The organism is Burkholderia glumae LMG 2196 = ATCC 33617, from assembly GCF_000960995.1.
GTDB lineage: Bacteria > Pseudomonadota > Gammaproteobacteria > Burkholderiales > Burkholderiaceae > Burkholderia > Burkholderia glumae.
The window spans coordinates 1645078-1665579 of the sequence record NZ_CP009434.1; the positions used below are offsets into that span (position 1 = coordinate 1645078).

The following is a 20502-nucleotide window of genomic DNA, read 5'->3' on the forward strand; positions in this document are numbered from 1 at the left end:
GGCGGTGCGGGCACGATCGCTGCTCGGCGCTGCTGCAGCGCATCGGGCACGCGCTGCATCACCGGGGCGGCGGCCTCGGCGCCGCCGCGCGCCGCGCCGGGGCGCATGGGGGCCGGCGGGCCGCGCCGCCCGGCGCCGGTGCGGCGGCGGGCTGTCGAATCGGGTCGGATGTGCTTATATTGCCGGATGTCCCGCGCCGCTGGCGCGCGGGCGCCGGTCCTCCCCATCAAGTCCTGCATCGAGGCAACGCAATGAAGAAGAAATCGCTTGCGATGTTCGTTCGCCCGCGGCGCCGTGCCGGTGAACTGGCCGCCCGGCGCAACCGAAAGATGGCGCGTTCGGTGCACGCCTACGTGCGCGGCAACACGGCCCGCTATTACGAGTGGCTCGAGAACGCCAAGGTGGGCACGCTGCCGGAGGGGCCGGCCATCTGGATCTGCGGCGACTGCCACACCGGCAATCTCGGCCCGGTGGCGAACGACGCCGGCGAGATCGAGATCCAGATCCGCGATCTCGACCAGACCGTGATCGGCAACCCGGTCCACGACCTGATCCGGCTCAGCCTGTCGCTGGCCACCGCCGCGCGCAGCTCGGATCTGCCCGGCATCGTCACCGCCCGCATCATCGAGGAAGTGCACGAGGGCTACACGCGTGCGCTGGCGGGCGGCAAGCGCCGCGCCGCGGCGATCCCGAAGCCCGACGTGGTGCGGATCGTGATGCGCGACGCGCTCGAGCGCACCTGGAAGCACCTCGCGCGCGAGCGGCTGATGGGCGTGAAGCCCGAGCTGCCGCTCGGCAAGCGGTTCTGGCCGCTGTCGGCGGCCGAGGCGCGCGGGATCGCGGCGCTGGCCGCCTCGCCCGAGATCGCCGAACTCGCGACCGGGCTGCGCGGCCACCGTCCCGGCGAGCAGGTCGAACTGCTCGACGCGGCCTACTGGGTGAAAGGCTGCAGTTCGCTCGGGCGGCTGCGCTACGCCGTGCTGCTCGACGTGGACGGCGCGGCCTCCGACGGCGACGATCTCTGCCTCATCGACATCAAGGAAGGCACCACCGCGCTCGCGCCGCGCTATCGCGACAGCGAGATGCCGCGCGACAACGGCCGGCGCGTGGTGGAGGGCGCGCGCCACCTGTCGCCGCATCTGGGCAACCGCATGTGCGCGGCCACGCTCGCCGACCGCTCGGTGATCGTGCGCGAGCTGCTGCCGGCCGATCTGAAGCTCGAGATCGGCAGCGTCGACGAGGTCGAGGCGCGCCGCATCGCGCGTTATCTGGCCTACGTGGTGGGCGTCGCGCACGCCCGGCAGATGGATGCGGCCACGCGCAAGCGCTGGCTCGCCGAACTGAAGCGGGTACGCTCGAAGACGATCGACGCGCCGTTCTGGCTCTGGCGCAGCGTGATCGAGCTGATGGGCAGCCACGAGGTGGGCTACCTCGAACACTGCCGGCGCGTGGCCGCGCAGCACGGCCAGGCGTGAGGCGGGCGCGGCGCCGGGAAGGCCGGCACGCGACCACGGGAACCGGGCGGGAGCGATCGGACCATGAAGACCTTTCATTGCGGTAACTGCACGCAGCTGGTGTTCTTCGAGAACGTCCGCTGCGAGCGCTGCGAGGCGCCGCTCGGCTACCTGCCCGAGATCGGCGAGGTCGGCGCCTTCGAGCCCGACGCGTCGGGCAACTGGCGCAGCCTGCATCCCGCCGCGCACGGGCGGCGCTACCGGCCGTGCCACAACTACGCGGTGGAGAACGTCTGCAACTGGATGATTCCGGCCGAGTCCGACGCCACCTATTGCGAAGCCTGCGCGCTGACCGAGACGATTCCCGATCTGTCGAATCCCGACAACCGCCCGCTCTGGTATCGCACCGAGGTGGCCAAGCGGCGGCTGCTCTACACGCTCGCCATGCTGGGGCTGCCGATCGAGCCGCGCAGCGTGTTTCCCGAGCGCGGCATGAGCTTCGCGTTCAAGGCCGCCACCGAGACCGAGCCGGTGCTGACGGGCCACGCCAACGGGCTCGTCACGCTGAACCTCGCCGAGGCCGACGACGCCGAGCGCGAGCGCGTGCGGGCCGCGATGCGCGAGCCGTACCGCACGCTGCTCGGGCATTTCCGGCACGAGATCGGCCATTACTATTTCGATCGCCTGATCGCGGGCACGCCGTGGCTCGAGCCGTTTCGCGAGCGCTTCGGCGACGAGCGCGCCGACTATCAGGCCGCGCTCGACGCGCACTATCAGCATGGCGCTCCGGCGGGCTGGCATGACGCCTACGTCAGCGAGTACGCCACCATGCACCCGTGGGAGGACTGGGCCGAGACCTGGGCGCATTACCTGCACATCGTCGATACGCTCGACACCGCCAATGCCTGCGGCCTCGTGCTCGATCCCGACGACGAGAGCCTGCCGCGCCTGGACGACCAGACCTCCGTGGACGAGGCCTCGTTCGGCAACCTGATGCGGCGCTGGTTTCCGCTCACCTACGCGTTGAACAGCCTGAACCGCAGCATGGGCGTGGCCGACGCCTATCCGTTCGCGCTCTCGCCGGCGGTGGTGGCGAAGCTGCGGTTCGTGCATCGCGTGGTGACGGCCACGCGCGAGGCGGCGCCCGCCGACGGCGCCGGCGCGCGGGCCGTGGGCAGCGAGGGCGAGGCGGGTTGAGCGCCTGAGCGCTGGGTGGGCGCGCCGCCGCAGCGGCGCGCCGCGACCTCAGGATTCGTCGGCGCTGCCGGCGGTGCCGCGCGGGCGGCGCGCACGCGCCGCACCGCTGCGGGGCGAGCGCGCGCGTTTCGCGGCGGCGGGCGCCGGCGCGTCGTCGGCCGGCAGCAGGCCGGCGGGCGCATCGCCGGCGGGAGCCGATGCCGGCGCGGCCTCGTGGGCCGCATCGTCGGCCGCCGCGGCGCCTGCCTTCCTGGCCGCCGCCTTGCGGGTGCGGGCCGGCGTCTTCCGCGCCTTGGCCGACTTCGCCGCCGGCCGCGCGGCGGACTCCGCCTCGGCGTCCACCACTTCCCATTGCGCGGCCTCGGGCGCCGCGATCGGTGCGGACTCTTCCGGCTCGGCCGCGCGGGCCGGTGCGGCGGTATCGGCCGCGGCCGGCGTGTCGTCGATCAGCGGCATCTGCTCGGGCTTGCGCGAGCCGCGCCCCTTGCCGTGCCTCGCGTCGTCGCGCTTGGCGTGGCGGCGCTCGTCGGCGTGGCGCGGCTGGCGGCCGTCGCGATGCGGCTTCGCGGTGGCCGGCGCCTCGGCCTGCGCGGGCGCGGCGGCTTCGATCGCATCGACGGCATCGATGGCATCGGCAGGCTCGGCCGCTTCCTCGGGCTTGCCGGCCTGGTCGGCCGGGCGCGCGTCGTCGCCGCCGCGCGCTGCGTCGCGATCGCGGCGCCGCGTGCCGCCGTGCCGCCCTTCGCCATGGCGCGAGGCGCGCGCCGGTTCGGCCGGCGCGTCGGCCGTGACGCCTTCCTCGGCGGCCTTGGCCAGCTCGGCCGTCAGGACCGGCTCGACGGCCACGCCGCCGCGCGATACGTAGGTGCCCGACTTCTCGTCGCGGCCGATCTCGAGCAGGCCGCGTGCCTGCGCTTCTTCGAGCAGGTTGCCGAACGCACGGAAGCCGTAATAGCTCTCGTTGAAGCCCGGCTTGCGCCGCTTGATGGCGCTCTTCAGCACCGAGGCCCAGATCTTGCCGCTGTCGCTGCGCTCCGAGGCGAGCGCGTCGAACGTTTCCACCGCGATCGTGATTGCCTCGAGCTTGCGTGCGTCGCCGTCCTGCTTGCGCTGGCGCTCGTCGTCGGCGCGCTTGCCCGAGGCCGCGGCGGCGGTGCGCGCATCGCGCTTGGCGAGCGCGCGCTGCTGCTCGCGGGCGAGATCGTCGTAGAAAATAAACTCGTCGCAGTTCGCCACGAGCAGGTCCGAGGTCGAGTTCTTCACGCCCACGCCGATCACGCGCTTCGCGTTCTCGCGCAGCTTCGACACCAGCGGGGAGAAATCGGAATCGCCGCTGATGATCACGAAGGTGTCCACGTGCGATTTCGTATAGCAGAGGTCGAGCGCGTCCACCACCAGGCGGATGTCGGCCGAGTTCTTGCCCGACTGGCGCACGTGCGGAATCTCGATCAGCTCGAAGCTCGCTTCATGCATGGCGCCCTTGAACGTCTTGTAGCGATCCCAGTCGCAATACGCCTTCTTCACCACGATGCTGCCCTTGAGCAGCAGTTTCTCGAGCACCGGCTTGATGTCGAATTTTTCGAATTTCGTATCGCGCACGCCGAGCGCGATGTTTTCGAAGTCGCAAAAAAGCGCCATGTTGACGCTGTCCTGAGGCAAGGCCATGAGTTCTCCAACCGAAGGCTCGCCAAGGCGGCGAGCGCTGAAATTGCGGACATGATAGCGGTTGTGCGGCGCGCCAACCGAAAAAGCGGCGCGGGCGGCCAAGGGTTGGCGCAACCGGAGGCGTGCGTGGCAACCGGCTGGGGCGGCGCTCAGCGACGCGGGTCGCGCAGCTTGCCGAGCGCCTGCCGCGCGCAGCCGGCGGCGGTGGCGGCGAGGCCGGCGAGCGCCACCAGCAGGCCGAGCGCGAACCCGCCGGGCATCGCGCCGCTGTCGGGCGTGGCGGGGCGCGCGATCGCCATCGCCAGTGCGCCGGCCACGAGCAGCGCCACGCAGATCACCCAGTGGAGCCGGCCGCGCCTCGCGCGCAGCGACTGCCAGCCGGCCCAGCCTAGGGCGCAGACGTAGAGCAGCGCGAGCACGCCGAGCGCGATCAGATCGGTGACGGGGCAGGCCTGGGCGAGGACGGCGGAAGCGGGCATGGCGGCAAGGCTTGGCTGGAACGGGCGCCGGCCGGCGACGCGCCGGCGGGACAGCCATGACTGTATCGGTGGCGATGCCGGGAAGGCAAGCCGGGGCGCGGGCGCACCGGCGGCAGGCAGGCGCGCGGGCGCGAGCGATCCATCAAAATCGGACCGTGGCGGGCATGGGGCTGATCTGTTTAGAATCGAGACTTTCCCGTTGCGAGACCCTTGCCATGACGCAGACTTCGCCCGCCTCGATCGATCCCGTTGCCCTGTCGGCCCGCCTCGACGCCGTAGTCGAGCGCGCGCTGCGCGAGCGCCGCGTGGTGGGCGCGGTGGGCATCGTCGCGCAGCACGGCAAGCTGCTGTACCGGCGCGCGCACGGCCTGGCCGACCGCGAGGCGCACCGGCCGATGCGCGAGGACACGCTGTTCCGCCTGGCCTCGGTGACCAAGCCGATCGTCGCGCTCGCGGCGCTGCGGCTCGTGGCGAGCAAGGCGCTGGCGCTCGACGCGCCCGTCACGCGCTGGCTGCCCGGGTTCCGGCCGAAGCTCGAGAACGGCGAGGCGCCCGAGATGACGATCCACCATCTGCTCACGCATACGGCCGGCCTCGGCTACTGGCTGCTCGACGGGCCGGGCTCGCTATACGACCGGCTCGGTATTTCCGACGGGCTCGATCTTTGCGACTTCGGCCTCGACGAGAATCTGCGGCGGCTGGCCGAGGCGCCGCTGGCGTTCGCGCCGGGCACCGGCTGGCAGTATTCGCTCGCGCTCGACGTGCTCGGCGCGGTGATCGAGCGTGCTACCGGAACGACGCTGGCGCAGGCGGTGGCGACGCTGGTGGGCGAGCCGCTCGGGCTGCGTGACAGCGGGTTCGTGTCGAACCAGCCCGAGCGGTTCGCGACGCCGTACTACGGCGGCAGCCCGGAGCCGGTGCGGATGGCCGACGGCGTGGACGTGCCGATGCCCGAAGGGCAGGGCGCGGCGGTGCGCTTCGCGCCGTCGCGCGTGTTCGAGCCGGGCGCGTATCCGTCCGGCGGCGCGGGGATGTACGGCTGCGCCGACGACGTGCTGCGGGTGCTGGAGGCGATTCGCGACGGCGGGCGCTTTCTGCCCGACGCGCTTGCCGAGGCGGCGCGGCGCGATCAGGTGGGCGCCGCGGCCGAGACGCGCGGGCCGGGCTGGGGCTTTGGCTATCTCGGGGCGGTGCTGAGCGATCCCGCGCTGGCGCAGACGCGGATGGCGGCCGGCACGCTGGCCTGGGGCGGGGTGTACGGCCACTCGTGGTTCGTCGATCCGGCGTGGGGGCTGAGCGTGCTGCTGCTGACCAATACCGCCTATGAGGGGATGTCGGGGGCATTGAAGATCGAGTTCGGCGAGGCCGTTTATGCGGGGTGAGCGGGGCAGGGCGCTGTCGCGTTGGCGGAGTATGTCCGCAAGCGGTGCGAGCGCAACCTGCATGTTTCATGCCGCAGACGGATTCTGGGTGGCCTCGGGCAATTCACGCCACCTCGAGAAGCGTACCGCGAGGTGTTTGCGATAAAGCGAAGCACGTGGCAGATGCCGCGTCAGGGCGAAATCCCCACATGCATCGCTCGCGTTCGCGGGGCGGCTGATCGCTCGAAAAGCAGCACCTCAATGTCGCGTAGGCTCAGCTGGGAGCGGAAATGCCAGCGCACCGTTTGGCTGAGTATCGCTGCGGGAATCGATGGCCGTGGTCGAGCGCTGTGGGTTTCATCGACCCATCTTACGCGACCACACTCGCCAACGTGACAGCGCCCGAGAATCTGCTCAGCTCGCTTCCTGAGGCTGTCGTCAACGTGACTGACCAGCAAATCGCCATGGACTGAAAGCAGCCGTTGTTCCAGACGTATTTATTCCAGTACTCGTGTCGTTCGAGGCGGAGGTTCGGGCCGGCAATCTTTCTATCGTCACCGACCATATCGAATCGCTCATCGCACGCCTTCCGAAACGACTCGCCGCCTATCTGAACGGGGCCAAGTCCAGCTACTCAGTCCGAACATCTTTCTGCGTCATGTAGAAAGAAGCCTGGGCGGTCAGATCATCGGTCTCAGCAAGCGAGACGATAAACGGACTGTTGTGCCTCGAAAGCCGCCGCAGAGGTCGAGCCGGCCCGTCGGACCGCAGCGGGGGCGCCCAGAGTCGTTCGCGGCGCGCCAGAACCGCCATTCGCTACCCCAGGCACGTGCTATCGCCGGAAACTGCTCGCGACGGCGAGATACTCATGACATGTTGCTGGCCAACATCGGGCCACGGCGGCCGACGCCGGCCGCGCCAAGCCGCCAAGGCTGGCACCCCGGAGCTTGCCGACTTCAAGCACGTGTTCGTGAAGGCCGCTGCCCGCGTAAACAACCGCGCCGAGAACAGCCGTCGGCTGACCCGAGAGCGCGAGCGATGCATGTGGGGATTTCGCCCTGAAGCGGCATCTGCCGCGTGCTTCGCTTTATCGCAAACACCTCGCGGTACGCTTCTCGAGGTGGCGTGAACTGCCCGAGGCCACCCAGAATCCGCCTGCGGCATGAAACATGCGGGTTGCGCTCGCACCGCTTGCGAACGTACTCCGTTAACGTGCCAGCGCCTTCTTAACGATCGATCAAAAATTTTTGCTTTACCAAAATTTTTTTTCCTGAAAATATCGACCTGCAGTTCGCGCGAGATGCAAAAGCTCAAAACTTTCTTTCAAGTTTGTTTAATTTTCAATACAGGAAATCAAGATGAAGATCGAGAACAAAATGATCATGAAAGGTGCGCAAAGCAAAATCGTTCACGCGATCACCGCCGCCATGAAGTGATGGTGGTCTAGTCGACCTGGATAGCGGATCTCGCGATCCGCTATCTAATAAAAATACTCAAAAAATGAACCCCATCGAAAAAAACGCCGATCTGCTTGGGTTGTTTAATCCAGACGGGGTGCGGCTAGCCAACGAAACGGTTCGTCCGATATTTCCCGACCTCGTGGATAAACTGGCTTCGGACATCTATGGGTACGCGTATCGTCGCCAGGGAATTGATCTAAAGACGCGGCATCTCATCACACTTGGGATAATCAGTGCCATGGGAGGGTGCGAGAATCAGTTGCGTTTTCAGCTCGGCGCCGCCCTGAATCTTGGTATCTCGATTGAAGAGGTTCGTGAAGTATTCATCCAAGTACAAGTTTTTGCCGGGAACGCAAGGGCGTTCAATGCAGCAGCTATTTTCAAGTCTGTCACTGACGAGTTGCCCGATAGCGAATAGCGATGAAATCATTGACCCCGTGGCGACTGATCGTGATGTACGTTTGCGCTGACGCGGCCGTCACCGTTTCGTCACGAATCTTACAATTCTACGCCACTTGGCTTTTGCTAAAGGGAATCGCGAATCCATCGGCTTTGGCGCTCACGCTGACTGCAACGTGGGTGACGACGTTGCTAACCCTTCCGTTCGCCGGCATCATTTCCGAGCGTATCCCCAAGAGTTCGGTGTTGCTGGGGGCCTCGCTGATTGTTCTTGGGTCGGTGATACCCGTCGCCGTGGTCGCATTTGCACATTATCGCACCACCACGGATTGGCTTATCGTAGTCATCGTCTTGGCAAGTGTGACTTCCAGCGTCGCCATGGCGGCCCTTATGCCGCTGAGCACGCCGCTCATACCGGAGATCTCACCTGACGCGGACGAGATTCGCAAAGGTCTGCGTTTGAAGGCGTCGGGTTTCATCCTGAATATCCTGTTCGGCCCGACCTTGGCGGGTTTCATGATCGGCGCGTTCGGCGGTGAGTCGGCGCTATGGGCCAGTGTCGTCAGCAGCTGTCTCGGCGTCATAGCGTCACTTGCCTTTCACGCGTCGTTCGGCAGGCGGCAAGCGGTGCATGCAGGTGCCGATGACGCTCCACCTTTTTTCCAAGAGCTCCGCCGCGGGATGCTGCGGGTGCTTGGTATTCGAGCCGAGCGCGCGATCGCGGCTGCGTCGCTGCTTGCGAACATGCTGTTCGTTCCATTCGTTTTCTTTTTATTGCCGGCCAAGGTGCTCGCAGAAGGGGGCACTATGCTGAACGTCGCCGCCATCGAGCTTTCATTGGGCGCAGGGGTATTGGTGGCCGCCATGCTGCTAATCCAGCAAGCGAGGCGCATCGCTTCTGATCACGCGATTTCGGTATTCGGTATCTTTTTGATCGGTGGTTCTATATTTGTATTTGGTTGCATCCATAATTTACCTGTTTGCTGTATGCTCGGGTTCACATTGGGCATTGGATTGACGATGTTCAATGTCACCGTTAATTCGAAGCGGGCAATGGCAATCCCGGCAGGGCATCGCGCCTGTATGGAGTCGAGTCTGATGTTTTTATGTACCGCTGCCGCTCCGCTGGGTATCTGGATGTCAGGCGTGGCGCTAAAGACGTTATCGCCAAATTCAGTCATCGTTTACGGAAGCGAGCTTTTCTTGCTCGCGCTCTTCTGCATAGCGTTCTCGCGGCCGTTGAGGTTGATGCTCAATTCCGAAGATGGTGGCTCGCCCCATTATCTCAGGACCAACCGAGAATTGTTCGATCGCTAATAGTCCTCATGAGCTATCCATTTCTTCCAGTACTGAGCGTTGCTTCGTCGCTCTCAAAAGGGTTCAAGTCCCAGCTGAAGTCTGCATATGACGATTTGCTTGAGCAACTCGTGGGGTATGCGCCAGATCTGTTCTCAGGTGGTATTCAAGGATATTTTTCTGCCTTGGACCCCATCCAGTTCAATGGATTTCACAGCTTTGCCTATCATTATGTGATTCGGCTGGCGGAGCAGAACAAGCTGACGGAAGCGTCGCGCCTGCTGACTGTCATCGCGCGAGATCGATACGAAACGCTGCCTCGATTTGCGCCGGCATCCCGTATCGATCGTGATCTTCTGCGCGAAGTGTTAGCCGAAATCTCGGGCGGTACGTCTTACTCTGAGATTGTCTTGCAGCCACTGTCTAGGGAAAGGGAGCAACTGGCTGAAAGGGCGATGCGCCACGGCATGAAAATTCTGGAGTCCGCATACGCAGATCTCGCCGCGGAAATCGAAATCCTCGTCGGCTCGATAGTCTTTTTCGAATCTGCCGGCGCCACGAGTGAGCGGGCATTGTCGCTAACGGGCGACAAGCTTCAATCGATGGTTCTGGTGAACGGGGAGATAGATGTGAGCTGGATCTTCCTGCTCGACAAGCTAGTTCATGAAGCAGCACATACGTACTTATACGGTATCAACCTGAGAGAGGAACTCGTTCACAACGGCCCAGACCTGAAGTATGCATCTCCGCTGCGTCGTGACGATCGCGATATGCTTGCGATCTATCACGCGACGTTTGTCATACAGCGCCTAATAGTCGCGTTTTCTCAGATTCTTGACCGCGCGGAGCTGTCGAATGAGGACCGATCCACGATCAGGGAACTACTCGCGCTGTACGGCAGCCGTTTGGACGCGGGCTTCTTGACGATCGAGCGCCATGGCGCTTTGTCCGACGTAGCCTGGGACTTGATTCGCGAAGGGCAGGAGCATGCGAAATCGTTGGCATCCTGCTGACTTTCTGCTCCTTCGATAGACTCGGGACCCGAGGTTCGCTTGACGGTACGTTCCTCGGATGCCTTTGTGCATAAGCCGCTGCCGTGGCTCGCCAAGCGGGGCGCTGTCACGTTGGCGAAGTATGTTTACAAGAGGTGTGAGCGCGACCTGCACGTCTCACGCGGCAGGCGGATTCTGGATGGCCTCGGTCAATTCACGCCATGGCGGGATGCCAGCCTTGGCAGCCGGGTAGCTGCGTAACGGGTCGGTGACGATCTTGCGCGGCGCCGCAAAGGAACGCGGCACACGCTGGAAAAAGCGCTTCGCTGCGGTCTTGTCGCGCTGCTTCTGCAGAAGCACCGTGAGGGGGCGGCGCAAGCCCGCCGCCTGCGATCGCGCGAGGCCCATCAAAAACGGCCGGAGAGCCTTCCGGCCGTTTTCGTCGGCGGCACGCGCACCGGCGGGGCGCGCCCGGCGCTCGCTCACAGATCGAAGAACACCGTCTCCCGATCGCCCTGCATGCGGATGTCGAAGCGATACACCACCACGCCGTTCTCGCCCGCCTCGCGCCGCGCCATCAAGGTCCCGCGCCGCGCCGCCGGCACGCTTGCCAGCACCGCATCGGCCGCGTTCGCCTCGGTCTCGTCCTCGAAGTAGAGCCGCGTGAACGCATGGGTGAGCACGCCGCGCATCATCACCGTCACGTCCACGTGCGGCGCGCCCGCGTCGGTGGCGGCCGGCTTCACCGTGCGCACGATGAAGCGGTGCTGCGGGTCCGTGCCGGTCCCGACGCGGGCGAAGCCCGTGAAGCCGCTTTCGGCGATCTGCGCGCGCGAGGCGGGAAACCGCCCGGCCGCGTCCACCTGCGTGAACTCGAGCACCGCGTCGAGGATCGGCTGCCCGTCGCCGTCGAACACCTGGCCGATCAGCAGGATCGGCTGGCCCGGCGTGTGCGGCGCAGCGATCTCCGGCGAGAACAGGCTCTTCATGTCGAAGTTGTACTGCTGCGGACACAGCCCGTAGGCGAAGTACGGGCCGACGGTCTGCGAAGGGGTCTGTTTCAGGGTCGTCATGATCAGCGCTCCATCGGGGTGGCGTCGCGGCCGCGCAGCACGATATCGAATTCGTAGCCGAGCGCGTAGCTCTCCTCGGTCACCTCGAGCGAAAAGCGCGACACCAGCCGCTCGCGCGCCGCCTCGGGCGTGCCCTGGAAGATCGGATCGTATTGCAGCAGCGGGTCGCCGGGGAAATACATCTGCGTGACCAGGCGCGAGCCGAAATAATCGCCGAACAGCGAGAAATGAATATGGTTCGGGCGCCACGCGTTGGTATGGTTGCCCCACGGATAGGCGCCCGGCTTGATGGTCAGGAAGCGGTAGCGGCCCTGGTCGTCGGTCAGGCAGCGCCCGGCACCGAGGAAGTTCGGGTCGAGCGGCGCGTCGTGGCGGTCGGCCTTGTGGACGTAGCGCCCCGCGGCATTCGCCTGCCACACCTCCACCAGCGTGTTGCGCACCGGCTTGCCGCCTTCGTCGAGCACGCGGCCGGTCACGATGATGCGCTCGCCGAGCGGCTCGCCGTTCTTCATCGCGTTGCGGGTCAGGTCGTGGTCGAGCGCGCCCAGGTCGTCGCTGCCGTACACCGGCACGCGCTGGTCGCGCAGCCGCTCCCTGAGCGGCACGAGCGGCTGGGTGGGGCCGCGCTTGACCGACGAGCGGTAGTCGGGATGAACATAGGCCGGATGCGAGGGCCAGTCGCGCGGGCTGAGGATGGAATCGTCCATCGCGGTGTCTCCTGTTTCGTATTGGAGGAAATGGCAAGACTTTAGCCAAACCGGAAAGTTATGCAAAATGACGTTTCTTCCCATCTCGTATAACCGTTCGTTATGTCCAACCGAATCGCCGACGGCCGCGTCAAGTTCCGGCACCTGCAGTGTTTCCTCGCGGTGGCGCAGCTGGGCGGCGTGCAGAAGGCGGCCGAGAGCCTGTCGATCACGCAGCCGGCGGTGTCGAAGACGATCGCGGAACTCGAATCGATCCTCGGCGTGAAGCTGTTCGAGCGCGGCCGGCAGGGCGCGCAGCCCACCCGCGAGGCGCGCCTGTTCCTGCCGCATGCCAGCGCGAGCGTGCTGGCGCTGCGGCAGGGCGTGGGGCTGCTGGCGGGCGAGAGCAGCGGCGCGGCGGCCACGCTGGAACTCGGCATGCTGCCCACGGTGGCGGCCTCGCTCGCGCCGGCGGTGCTCCGGGCGCTCACGGCGCGGCTGCCGCGCGTGATCGTGCGGATCGCGACCGACGCGAACGCGCGGCTGCTGGAACGGCTCAAGTCGGGCGAGATCGAATGCGCGATCGGCCGGCTCTCGGAGCCGGAGCGCATGGTGGGGCTGTCGTTCGAGCAGCTCTACAACGAGCCGCTGGTCGCGCTGGTGCGCGCGGGCCATCCGCTCGCGGCGCTCGCCGCGCCGGCGGGCGAGCTGGGCCGCTTTCCGGTGGTGCTGCCGCCCTACGGCACGCTGATCCGCCAGTCGGCCGAGCAACTGCTGGCGGCCTGCGGGGCGCCGCCGCTCGATTCGTTCGTGGAGGTGCTGTCGGTATCGGTCGGCCGCGCGCTGGCACTGGAGAACGACGCGGTGTGGTTCGTGCCGCGCTACGCGGCCGAGTACGATCTGGCCGCGCGCACGCTGGTGCGGCTCGCGCTGCCGGTGGAGGGCGCCGACGAACTGGTGGGGCTGCTGCTGCGCACCGACACGCGGCCGTCGCCGGCCGCGCAGGCCCTGATCGACGCGGTGCGCAACGTCGCGCGCGATCGTTTCGCGAGTTTCGCGGCACGCCGCCCGGCGGCGCGTAAACGGCGTGGTTCCGCCGCGCCGCATCGGTGATAATGGCCGCTCGGCACACTTCACGGAACCGGCTCGCAGCACGGTCCGCATGACAACGATGAACGAGAGCACTGCCGGACGGCGCGGGTGGAGAGACCCGCCGCCCCGGATGCCGCTGGGTTACCTCGTGATCGCCGCCGGCGTGGCGATCGCGCTGGTGATGATGACGATCTGCGCGGCGATCCTGCGGGACAGCCGCGTGGATGCGTTCGAGCGCGCGCAGGACAGCGCGCGCAACACGCTGCTGATGATCGAGCGCGACGTGGCGCGCAGCCTGCACATCGACGATCTCGCGCTGCAGGGCGTGATCGCGGGCCTGCGTGATCCATCGCTGGATGGCTTGCCGGCGGCGCTGCGGCGCCGCTTGCTGTTCGACCGCGCGGCGGTGGCCAACGACATCGGCGGGATCTACGTGCTCGACGCCGAGGGCCGCCTGGTCCTGTCCTCCACCGACCTCGACACCGGCGACGAGCGCTTCGACGACCGCGATTTCTTCGCGGCGCAGCGCGACGATCCCGACACCGGCCTGTTCGTCAGCAGCCCGTACACGTCGGTGCTGACCGGCGACGATCCGAGCATCGCGCTGTCGCGGCGGCTCAACGGCCCGGACGGGCGGTTCGCCGGGGTGGTGGTGCTGGCGGTGCGGCTCCACTATTTCCGCCGGCTGTTCGCGGGGCTCACGCTCGGCCCGCACGGCTCGATCGCGCTGATCCACGCCAACGGGCGGCTGATCATGCGCGCGCCGAGCGACGCGACGCTGATCGGGCGCGACCTGCGCGGCACCGGCCCCTACACGCGCATGCTGGCGGGCGGCAGCGGCTCGTTCGTCGACGTCGCCTCGATCGACGGCGTGCGCCGCAGCTACCTGTTCCAGCGCCTGCCGCGGCTGCCCGTGATCGTCCAGGTCGCGGTGGCCGAGCAGGACGTCTACGCCGAGTGGCGCCGGCGCGCATGGCGCTTCGGGATTCTCACCGGCGCGTTCGGCATCGCGTTCGTGGTGCTGAGCGCCTGCCTCGCGCATTCGCTGTGGCGCCAGTCGGAGGCCGAGGCCGCGCTTGCGCGGCTGGCCGGCACCGACAGCCTGACCGGCCTGCCGAACCGCCGCTCGCTGGACGCCTCGCTCGAACGCGAATGGCGCCGCGCGGTGCGGTCGCGGCGGCCGCTCGCGATCCTGTTCGTCGATATCGACCACTTCAAGCGCTACAACGACGAATACGGCCACACGGTGGGCGACGAGGTGCTGGCCTGCGTGTCGGCCAGCATCGCGCGGCAGGCGCTGCGCTCGCACGACGTGGTGGCGCGCTACGGCGGCGAGGAATTCGTGGTGGTGCTGCCCGATACCGACAGCGCCGGCGCGCGCGCCATCGGCGAGCGGATTCGCGACGCGGTGCGCGAGCTGGCGATCGCCCATGCCGGCTCGGAGTCGGGCTACGTGACGGTCAGCGTGGGGGTCGCGACCTGGCGGCCCGAGGCCGGCTTCGCCGCGGACGTGGCGGTGGTGGTGGACGCGGCCGACCAGGCGCTCTATCGCGCGAAGGAGGGCGGGCGCGACCGCGTGTTCGAGGCCGAACTGGCCTGAGCGCGGCGCACCGGTTCGCGGCCGGAAGGCCCGCCGCCGCGCAGCCCAACGTGCTTTAGCCCTCGTCGCCGGCCACCAACAGCGAGCCGTCCTGCCCAGGTTCCGCCCGCCGCGCAGCGTGACGAACTGCGGGCGCGGGAAGGTCGGCGCGATGCCGGCCGGCGAGCCGCCCGAGCTGCATCCTGTAGCTCCTGATCGCGCTTGATCGCCGCCACGTCGAGCGAGGGCGGCGCGCCGGCGGGCGTCCTGGCCAGCGCGGGCGGGATCGTGAGGGCCATCACGATGAACGTATGGGGCGGCGCAGCGCGAGATCGACGATCCGGACGGAGGCGGGCGGCGCGGGAGGCGGGGCCAGGCGGCGCTGCACGGGGCAGGGTTTGCGAGCAGGAGCAGGGGTCTGTCGTTTCGATGACGAACGCCTCACAATGCCGGCGGGAGCCTGTCGCAATTCGGGCGGCCTCGCCATCGCGAACAACGAGCGGGCGCGGCCTGCGCGAGCGGCCCGCGCCCGACGCCAACGAGCAACACGGAGACACGACATGACGCAGCTGTTCGAGACCGGGCTGGGCCGGCGCGAGGCGAACCACGTAGCGCTCACGCCGATCGACTTCATCGCGCGCGCGGCCGAGGTGTACGGCAGCCGGCTCGCGGTGGTGCATGGCGCGCAGCGCTACACCTGGAGCGAGGCCTACGAGCGCGCGCGGCGGCTGGCCGGGGCGCTCGCGCAGGCCGGCATCGGCCGCGGCGACACGGTGGCGGTCGTGCTGCCCAACATCCCGCCGATGATCGACGCGCACTTCGGCGTGCCGATGGCAGGCGCCGTGCTCAACGCCATCAACACGCGGCTCGATGCGGCCTCGATCCTGTTCATGCTGCGCCATGGCGAGGCCAAGCTGCTGATCGTCGATACCGAGTACGCCGAACTCGCGCGCCGCGTGGCGCAGGCGCTGCCCGGGCTGCGCATCGTCTGCGTGGCCGACGCGCTGCCGGCCGACCCCGCCAGCTTCGGCGGCGCGACCGACTACGAGGCGTTCCTCGCCAGCGGCGACCCCGCCTACGCCTGGGCGCCGCCCGCCGACGAGTGGGACGCGATCGCGCTCAACTACACCTCGGGCACCACCGGCGAGCCGAAGGGCGTGGTCTACCACCATCGCGGCGCCTATCTCGCGGCGCTCTCCAACCTGCTCGAATGGGACATGCCCAAGCATGCCGTCTACCTCTGGACGCTGCCGATGTTCCATTGCAACGGCTGGTGCTTCCCGTGGGCGGTGGCGGCGCGCGCGGGCGTGAACGTCTGCCTGCGCAAATTCGATCCGCGCAGCGTGTTCGAGCTGATCCGCCGCGAGCGCGTCACCCACTACAGCGGCGCGCCGATCGTGCACGGCGCGCTGGCCGACGCGCCGGCCGAGTGGCGCGCCGGCATCGACCACCTGGTGCATGCCCAGGTGGCGGGCGCCGCGCCCGCGCCGGCCGTGATCGCGAAAATGAAGGCGATCGGCTTCGAGCTGCTGCACGTGTACGGCCTGACCGAGATCTACGGGCCGGCCACCGTCTGCGCCGAGCAGCAGCACTGGGCCGCGCTGCCCGACGACGAGGCGGCGGGCTTGAAGGCGCGCCAGGGCGTGCGCTACCACCTGCAGGCGGGCGCCACCGTGCTCGATCCCGACACCATGCGGAGCGTGCCGGCCGATGGCGAGACGCTCGGCGAGATCATGTTCCGCGGCAACCTCTGCATGAAGGGCTACCTGAAGAATCCGGCCGCCACCGACGAGGCGTTCGCGGGCGGCTGGTTCCATACCGGCGATCTCGGCGTGCTGACGCCGGACGGCTACATCCGCATCAAGGACCGTCGCAAGGACATCATCATCTCGGGCGGCGAGAACATCTCGAGCATCGAGCTGGAGGACGCGCTGTACCGGCATCCGGCCGTGGCGGTGGCGGCGGTGGTGGCGCTGCCGGACCCGAAGTGGGGCGAGGTGCCGTGCGCGTTCGTCGAGTTGCGCGAGGGCATGGCGGCCAGCGAGGCCGAGATCCTCGCCCATTGCCGCACGCTGCTGGCCGGCTACAAGATGCCCAAGGCGGTCCGCTTCGGCGAGCTGCCGAAGACGTCCACCGGCAAGATCCAGAAATTCCAGCTGCGCAGCCGGGTACGCGCCGAGCGTGAGGCCGGCGCGGGCGCGCAGGCGGGGGCGGCCGCGGACCGGACGGGGTGAGGCGCGCCAGCGCCGGGCGCCATTCAGCCCGGGTTCCGGTGCGGACGAGGCCGAGTGCCGCCCGGGTTCAGGCGGCCGGCCGGGCGGTGGCGAGCCGGCCGCCGCCCGGTCAACGCGTGACGAACGGCGTGCCGGCCCCCGGCGCGCCGCGCGCGAACCGGCGCTGCCGCAGCAGCGCCACGCGGCAGTTCTCGCGCGCCACGTCGCGGCCGTCGTCGTCGAGCAGCACGAGGTCGCCGCGCATCACGTTGAGGGTGACCACCCGGCCGCTCGGCGAGGCCAGCGTCTCGGGCGTGTGGACCGAGCCGGCCGGCTCCAGCACGGTGCTGCCGGCGCGCGCGACCCAGTCGTATTCGCGATAGCGCCACTCGCCTTCCAGCGTATAGACGAACACCGCGCCTTCGTGCCGATGGCGCGGCAGCGCCATGCCCACCGGCATGCTCAGCAGCACGGTCAATTCGTCGCGGGCGGCGTCGATGTGCAGATACCGGATCGCGAGCCCCGGCAGCGCGTCCGCCATCGGCAGCCAGGGCAGATCGTCGGGTTGCAGGCAGTGGATCGGCGGCAGCGCGGCAGCAGCTGAAATCATGACGGGGATCATCGGGCGATGGCTCGAAGCGGCCACGGGGCGGCTATTATGGCAGACCGTCGTGCGCCGCCGGCTGTGCCCGGCCGGTCCGATCCATCGGCCCGACGCCTCGTCGTGCCGATTGACGGGCGCCGGACCCGCTGCCGTCAACCAGGATCACCATGAACCGAATCCTCCGCTGCCCGAGGGCAGCCGCCGTGCCGCGTGCGTCGTTCCTCGCGTTGGTCCTGGCGCCGTGGTGCGTGGCCGCGCATGCGGCCGCCTACCAGCCGGACATCACCATGCTGACGCAGGACATCGCCTACGACGTCCATGCCGACGGCACCTATACGAAGGACCTGGCCGAAAGCTGGCGGATCGACACCGAGAAGGGCGTGCGCGAGGACGGCGAGGGGCGGCTTTCCTACAGCACCGCGCTGCAGGCGCTCGAGGTGACCGAGGCCTACACGCTCACGAAGGACGGCCGGCGCATCGCCGTCGAGGCCGGACAGATCCGCGAGCAGCAGAGCCCGGAGAGCGCGCGGGCGCCGATGTTCGACGATCACAAGGTGAAGGTCGTGGTGTTTCCGGCCGTCGAGGTGGGCGCGACGCTGGTGCTGCATTCGCGGCTCACGCAGAAGCTGCCGATCTTCCCGGGCCAGTTCTCGGCGATGCACGATTTCACCGACGACGTGCGCCGCGAATCGATGCACCTGACGGTGCGCGCGCCGGCCGCGATGCCGCTGCAGGCCGACGCCGTCGATCTGCCGGGCGGTCGCGCCGGCTCCGACGCGCCCGACACGCAGCTGTGGCGCTGGTCGCTGTCCGGGCGGCCGGCGCGCATGCCGGAGCTGTCGGCGACGGCCAAGCTCGATCACAGCCCGCGCGTGGCGATCACGAGCTTCGCCGACTACGCGCAGATCGGCGCCGCCTACCAGCAGCGCGCGCTCGCCCGGGCGGCGGTGACGCCGCGCGTGCGCGCGCTTGCCGAGCAGCTCACGCGGGGCGTGAGCGATCGCCGCAGGCAGGCCGAGATCCTCTACGACTGGGTCAGCACGCAGATCCGCTACGTGGCGATCCATCTCGGCTTCGGCGGCGTGGTGCCGCATGATGCCGACGCGATCCTGGCCGCCGGCTACGGCGACTGCAAGGACCACGTCACGCTGCTGGAGGCGCTGCTCGCCGCCAGGTCGATCCGCGGCGAGCCGGTGCTGATCCACCTCGGCAGCGCCTACTGGGTGCCGAAGGTGGCGCTGCCGCTCGGCGTGTTCGACCACGTCATCAGCTGGCTGCCCGAGTTCGGCCTGTACCTCGATTCCACCGCCGGCTTCGCGCGCTTCGGCGTGCTGCCGCCGGGCGAGCTCGGCAAGACGGCGCTCGTGGCGGGCGGCGAGGGCAGCCCGGGCGGGCTGCGCACGCTGCCGCTCGCGAATCCCGAGGCGGCGCGCGTGAGCGTGACCACGCGCCTGAGCGTGGACCGCGAGGGCACCGTCACCGGCCATGCCCGCATCGAGAACGGCGGCTATTTCGATCTGGCCGCGCGGCAGCTGATGGCGTCCGTGCCGCCGGGCATGGAGGAGCAGCTCGCCGAGCGCGTGCTGTTCGTCACCGGGCAGGACGGCTCGGGCACCTATCACCACGGCGACGTGCGCGACCTGACGGTGCCGTTCGACTACGGCACCGAGTTCCGGCTGCCCGACTATGCGCTGTTGCCCGGGCCGGGCGCGTTCAAGGTGCCGCCGGGACTCGGCAGCCTCGAGGGCATCAGCGGCACCTTCATGGCGGCCGGGCCCAGCACGCGGCAGTTTCCGATCGTCGTGCCGGCGCGCCACCTGACCGAGATCTCGATCATCACGCTGCCCGCCTCGATCCGCGTGCCGCGCCTGCCGCAGCCGGTGTCGGTGTCGTCGCCGCTCGGCACCTACACGGCCAGCTACCGCGCGAAGGGCGCGACCGTGACCGTCAGGCGCGAGCTGTGGCTGGCGCCGCCCGGGCCGGTGATCACGCCGGCCGACTATCCGGCGTTCCGCAAACTGGCGCTGGCCGTGAAGCGGGACCTGCGCACCCAGCTCGTCTATTGAACGGATGGCCGCGCCGGACGGCCCGAGGCGCGCGCCCGCCGACTGCCGGCGGGGTTGCCCGCCGGGGCGGCGGACCGCGCCGGCCCGCCCGACGGCGCCATGCCCTTGCGCCGCCGGGCCGACGGCCCCGCTTCGCCCCACGCGCCCGGCGTTCGGGTGTGCCGCGCCAGGCCGCCGGGTTCGGGCGTATACCAACGCGCAACGGCAGGGCGCGCGCGGCATCGCCGCGACGAGCGCGCCTGCCGGCCCACTGCGACCCGACGCGTATGACCCGAATCCCGCCCTCGAACCTGCCGCTCGCCCAGGCGCCGCCGGCCGCCGACGCTTCCGCGCCGGGCCCGGCACCGGACGCGCCCGGCCCGGCGAGCGCGCCGGGCGGCTCGCTCGCCGGGCTGCGGAGCATCACGGCGGACGGAACACGCGCGCGCGGCGCGCTGGCCGCCCTGCGCAGCGAGGCCACCCGCGAGCGGCTCGGCCGCCTGCGCCGCGAACTCGCGCGCATCAGCCCGCCGCCCGCCACCGCCGAGGCGGCGCACGCGGCGGTGCTTGCCGCCCTGGCGCGCGCGAATCTGGCCGGCTGGACCATGCCGGCGCTCGACGAGGCCGAGGTGCTGGCCTATCCGGACGGCTCGCGCCGCATCATGCTGATCGCGCACGCGATCATCTTCAATCCGTCGGGCGCGTTCCGGATCGTCGATCTGCGCGCGAACGCGCCGGTCTATTTCGAGGCGGCGGGCGAGGGCGCGTGCCGCTTCGTGATGCCGCGCGATCGGCGCGGCGCGGGCGTGGCGAACGGCCGGCGGCGCAGCGGGGCGCGCTAGCGCGGCGGCGCGGCCCGCGTCGTTTCGCCGGCCTCGCACGGTCCGGTCCCGGGCCGGGACCGGGC

The 20502-nt window shown here is 68.9% G+C and carries 16 protein-coding genes and 4 pseudogenes; 12 read left to right on the forward strand and 8 right to left on the reverse strand.

Annotated elements, in window-relative coordinates; all coding sequences use genetic code 11:
- Positions 1-251 precede the first annotated feature (251 nt).
- Positions 252-1475 (forward strand): DUF2252 family protein, encoded by a 1224-nt coding sequence (locus KS03_RS08130; RefSeq protein WP_012733986.1) that lies wholly within the window; start codon positions 252-254, stop codon positions 1473-1475.
- Between the two features lie 63 nt (positions 1476-1538).
- A complete protein-coding gene (locus KS03_RS08135; protein WP_012733985.1) occupies positions 1539-2651 on the forward strand; it encodes a zinc-binding metallopeptidase family protein in 1113 nt (370 codons plus the stop codon).
- A 48-nt stretch (positions 2652-2699) separates the two neighbouring features.
- Here the strand turns inward: KS03_RS08135 and KS03_RS08140 are convergent, their stop codons facing one another.
- A complete protein-coding gene (locus tag KS03_RS08140) occupies positions 2700-4316 on the reverse strand; it encodes an NYN domain-containing protein (protein WP_045678744.1) in 1617 nt (538 codons plus the stop codon).
- Between the two features lie 149 nt (positions 4317-4465).
- Positions 4466-4795, reverse strand: a complete 330-nt coding sequence (locus KS03_RS08145) for a hypothetical protein (protein ID WP_012733983.1) — start codon at positions 4793-4795, stop codon at positions 4466-4468.
- Between the two features lie 215 nt (positions 4796-5010).
- Between KS03_RS08145 and KS03_RS08150 the strand changes: the two genes are divergently transcribed.
- Positions 5011-6177, forward strand: coding sequence for a serine hydrolase domain-containing protein (locus KS03_RS08150; protein ID WP_012733982.1), 1167 nt, complete (start codon positions 5011-5013; stop codon positions 6175-6177).
- Between the two features lie 66 nt (positions 6178-6243).
- Here the strand turns inward: KS03_RS08150 and KS03_RS29730 are convergent.
- Positions 6244-6357, reverse strand: a pseudogene (locus KS03_RS29730) (IS6 family transposase); the annotation flags it as partial.
- A gap of 38 nt (positions 6358-6395) precedes the next feature.
- A pseudogene (locus KS03_RS33470) lies at positions 6396-6517 on the reverse strand (IS6 family transposase); the annotation flags it as partial.
- Between the two features lie 549 nt (positions 6518-7066).
- Between KS03_RS33470 and KS03_RS32270 the strand changes: the two are divergent.
- From KS03_RS32270 to KS03_RS08160, 4 genes and pseudogenes are all read left to right on the forward strand, one after another.
- Positions 7067-7322 (forward strand): annotated as a pseudogene (locus KS03_RS32270) (IS6 family transposase); the annotation flags it as partial.
- A gap of 334 nt (positions 7323-7656) precedes the next feature.
- Entirely contained in the window at positions 7657-8034 is a 378-nt protein-coding gene (locus KS03_RS29740; RefSeq protein WP_012733981.1) for a carboxymuconolactone decarboxylase family protein, read from the forward strand.
- Positions 8035-8036: 2 nt separating this feature from the next.
- Positions 8037-9332, forward strand: a complete 1296-nt coding sequence (locus tag KS03_RS08155; protein WP_012733980.1) for an MFS transporter — start codon at positions 8037-8039, stop codon at positions 9330-9332.
- Positions 9333-9340: 8 nt separating this feature from the next.
- Positions 9341-10324 carry an aKG-HExxH-type peptide beta-hydroxylase gene (locus KS03_RS08160; RefSeq protein WP_012733979.1) on the forward strand — a complete coding sequence of 328 codons (984 nt, stop codon included), beginning with the start codon at positions 9341-9343 and terminating at the stop codon, positions 10322-10324.
- A 204-nt stretch (positions 10325-10528) separates the two neighbouring features.
- On the opposite strand, the pseudogene KS03_RS29745 reads toward KS03_RS08160, so the two are convergent.
- From KS03_RS29745 to pcaH, 3 genes and pseudogenes are all read right to left on the reverse strand, one after another.
- Positions 10529-10669: pseudogene (locus tag KS03_RS29745) on the reverse strand (DDE-type integrase/transposase/recombinase); the annotation flags it as partial.
- A gap of 116 nt (positions 10670-10785) precedes the next feature.
- Positions 10786-11376, reverse strand: a complete 591-nt coding sequence (gene pcaG / locus KS03_RS08170) for a protocatechuate 3,4-dioxygenase subunit alpha (protein WP_012733978.1) — start codon at positions 11374-11376, stop codon at positions 10786-10788.
- A gap of 2 nt (positions 11377-11378) precedes the next feature.
- Complete coding sequence (pcaH, locus tag KS03_RS08175) at positions 11379-12083, reverse strand: protocatechuate 3,4-dioxygenase subunit beta (protein WP_012733977.1); 705 nt, start codon at positions 12081-12083, stop codon at positions 11379-11381.
- Between the two features lie 102 nt (positions 12084-12185).
- On the opposite strand from pcaH, the gene pcaQ reads away from it, so the two are divergent.
- From pcaQ to KS03_RS08190, 3 genes are all read left to right on the forward strand, one after another.
- Positions 12186-13175 (forward strand): pca operon transcription factor PcaQ, encoded by a 990-nt coding sequence (gene pcaQ, locus KS03_RS08180; protein ID WP_012733976.1) that lies wholly within the window; start codon positions 12186-12188, stop codon positions 13173-13175.
- A 109-nt stretch (positions 13176-13284) separates the two neighbouring features.
- Complete coding sequence (locus tag KS03_RS08185) at positions 13285-14754, forward strand: GGDEF domain-containing protein (RefSeq protein ID WP_169511544.1); 1470 nt, start codon at positions 13285-13287, stop codon at positions 14752-14754.
- Positions 14755-15293: 539 nt separating this feature from the next.
- Positions 15294-16967, forward strand: coding sequence for an acyl-CoA synthetase (locus tag KS03_RS08190; RefSeq protein ID WP_012733974.1), 1674 nt, complete (start codon positions 15294-15296; stop codon positions 16965-16967).
- 109 nt (positions 16968-17076) lie between these two features.
- Here the strand turns inward: KS03_RS08190 and KS03_RS08195 are convergent, their stop codons facing one another.
- On the reverse strand, positions 17077-17568 hold the full coding sequence (locus tag KS03_RS08195) for a 2,4'-dihydroxyacetophenone dioxygenase family protein (RefSeq protein WP_012733973.1): 492 nt from the start codon (positions 17566-17568) through the stop codon (positions 17077-17079).
- Between the two features lie 149 nt (positions 17569-17717).
- On the opposite strand from KS03_RS08195, the gene KS03_RS08200 reads away from it, so the two are divergent.
- Both KS03_RS08200 and KS03_RS08205 read left to right on the forward strand, forming a co-directional pair.
- Complete coding sequence (locus tag KS03_RS08200; RefSeq protein ID WP_012733972.1) at positions 17718-19616, forward strand: DUF3857 domain-containing protein; 1899 nt, start codon at positions 17718-17720, stop codon at positions 19614-19616.
- Between the two features lie 266 nt (positions 19617-19882).
- On the forward strand, positions 19883-20437 hold the full coding sequence (locus tag KS03_RS08205) for a hypothetical protein (RefSeq protein WP_050811450.1): 555 nt from the start codon (positions 19883-19885) through the stop codon (positions 20435-20437).
- The last annotated feature ends 65 nt before the right edge of the window (positions 20438-20502 follow it).

Bases quoted from the DNA above. Each gene is read 5' to 3' on its own strand.
- KS03_RS08130 (WP_012733986.1), top strand. From the start codon at position 252: ATGAAGAAGAAATCGCTTGCGATGTTCGTTCGCCCGCGGCGCCGTGCC.
- KS03_RS08135 (WP_012733985.1), top strand. From the start codon at position 1,539: ATGAAGACCTTTCATTGCGGTAACTGCACGCAGCTGGTGTTCTTCGAG.
- KS03_RS08140 (WP_045678744.1), bottom strand. From the start codon at position 4,316: ATGGCCTTGCCTCAGGACAGCGTCAACATGGCGCTTTTTTGCGACTTC.
- KS03_RS08145 (WP_012733983.1), bottom strand. From the start codon at position 4,795: ATGCCCGCTTCCGCCGTCCTCGCCCAGGCCTGCCCCGTCACCGATCTG.
- KS03_RS08150 (WP_012733982.1), top strand. From the start codon at position 5,011: ATGACGCAGACTTCGCCCGCCTCGATCGATCCCGTTGCCCTGTCGGCC.
- KS03_RS29740 (WP_012733981.1), top strand. From the start codon at position 7,657: ATGAACCCCATCGAAAAAAACGCCGATCTGCTTGGGTTGTTTAATCCA.
- KS03_RS08155 (WP_012733980.1), top strand. From the start codon at position 8,037: ATGAAATCATTGACCCCGTGGCGACTGATCGTGATGTACGTTTGCGCT.
- KS03_RS08160 (WP_012733979.1), top strand. From the start codon at position 9,341: ATGAGCTATCCATTTCTTCCAGTACTGAGCGTTGCTTCGTCGCTCTCA.
- pcaG (WP_012733978.1), bottom strand. From the start codon at position 11,376: ATGACGACCCTGAAACAGACCCCTTCGCAGACCGTCGGCCCGTACTTC.
- pcaH (WP_012733977.1), bottom strand. From the start codon at position 12,083: ATGGACGATTCCATCCTCAGCCCGCGCGACTGGCCCTCGCATCCGGCC.
- pcaQ (WP_012733976.1), top strand. From the start codon at position 12,186: ATGTCCAACCGAATCGCCGACGGCCGCGTCAAGTTCCGGCACCTGCAG.
- KS03_RS08185 (WP_169511544.1), top strand. From the start codon at position 13,285: ATGCCGCTGGGTTACCTCGTGATCGCCGCCGGCGTGGCGATCGCGCTG.
- KS03_RS08190 (WP_012733974.1), top strand. From the start codon at position 15,294: ATGACGCAGCTGTTCGAGACCGGGCTGGGCCGGCGCGAGGCGAACCAC.
- KS03_RS08195 (WP_012733973.1), bottom strand. From the start codon at position 17,568: ATGATCCCCGTCATGATTTCAGCTGCTGCCGCGCTGCCGCCGATCCAC.
- KS03_RS08200 (WP_012733972.1), top strand. From the start codon at position 17,718: ATGAACCGAATCCTCCGCTGCCCGAGGGCAGCCGCCGTGCCGCGTGCG.
- KS03_RS08205 (WP_050811450.1), top strand. From the start codon at position 19,883: ATGACCCGAATCCCGCCCTCGAACCTGCCGCTCGCCCAGGCGCCGCCG.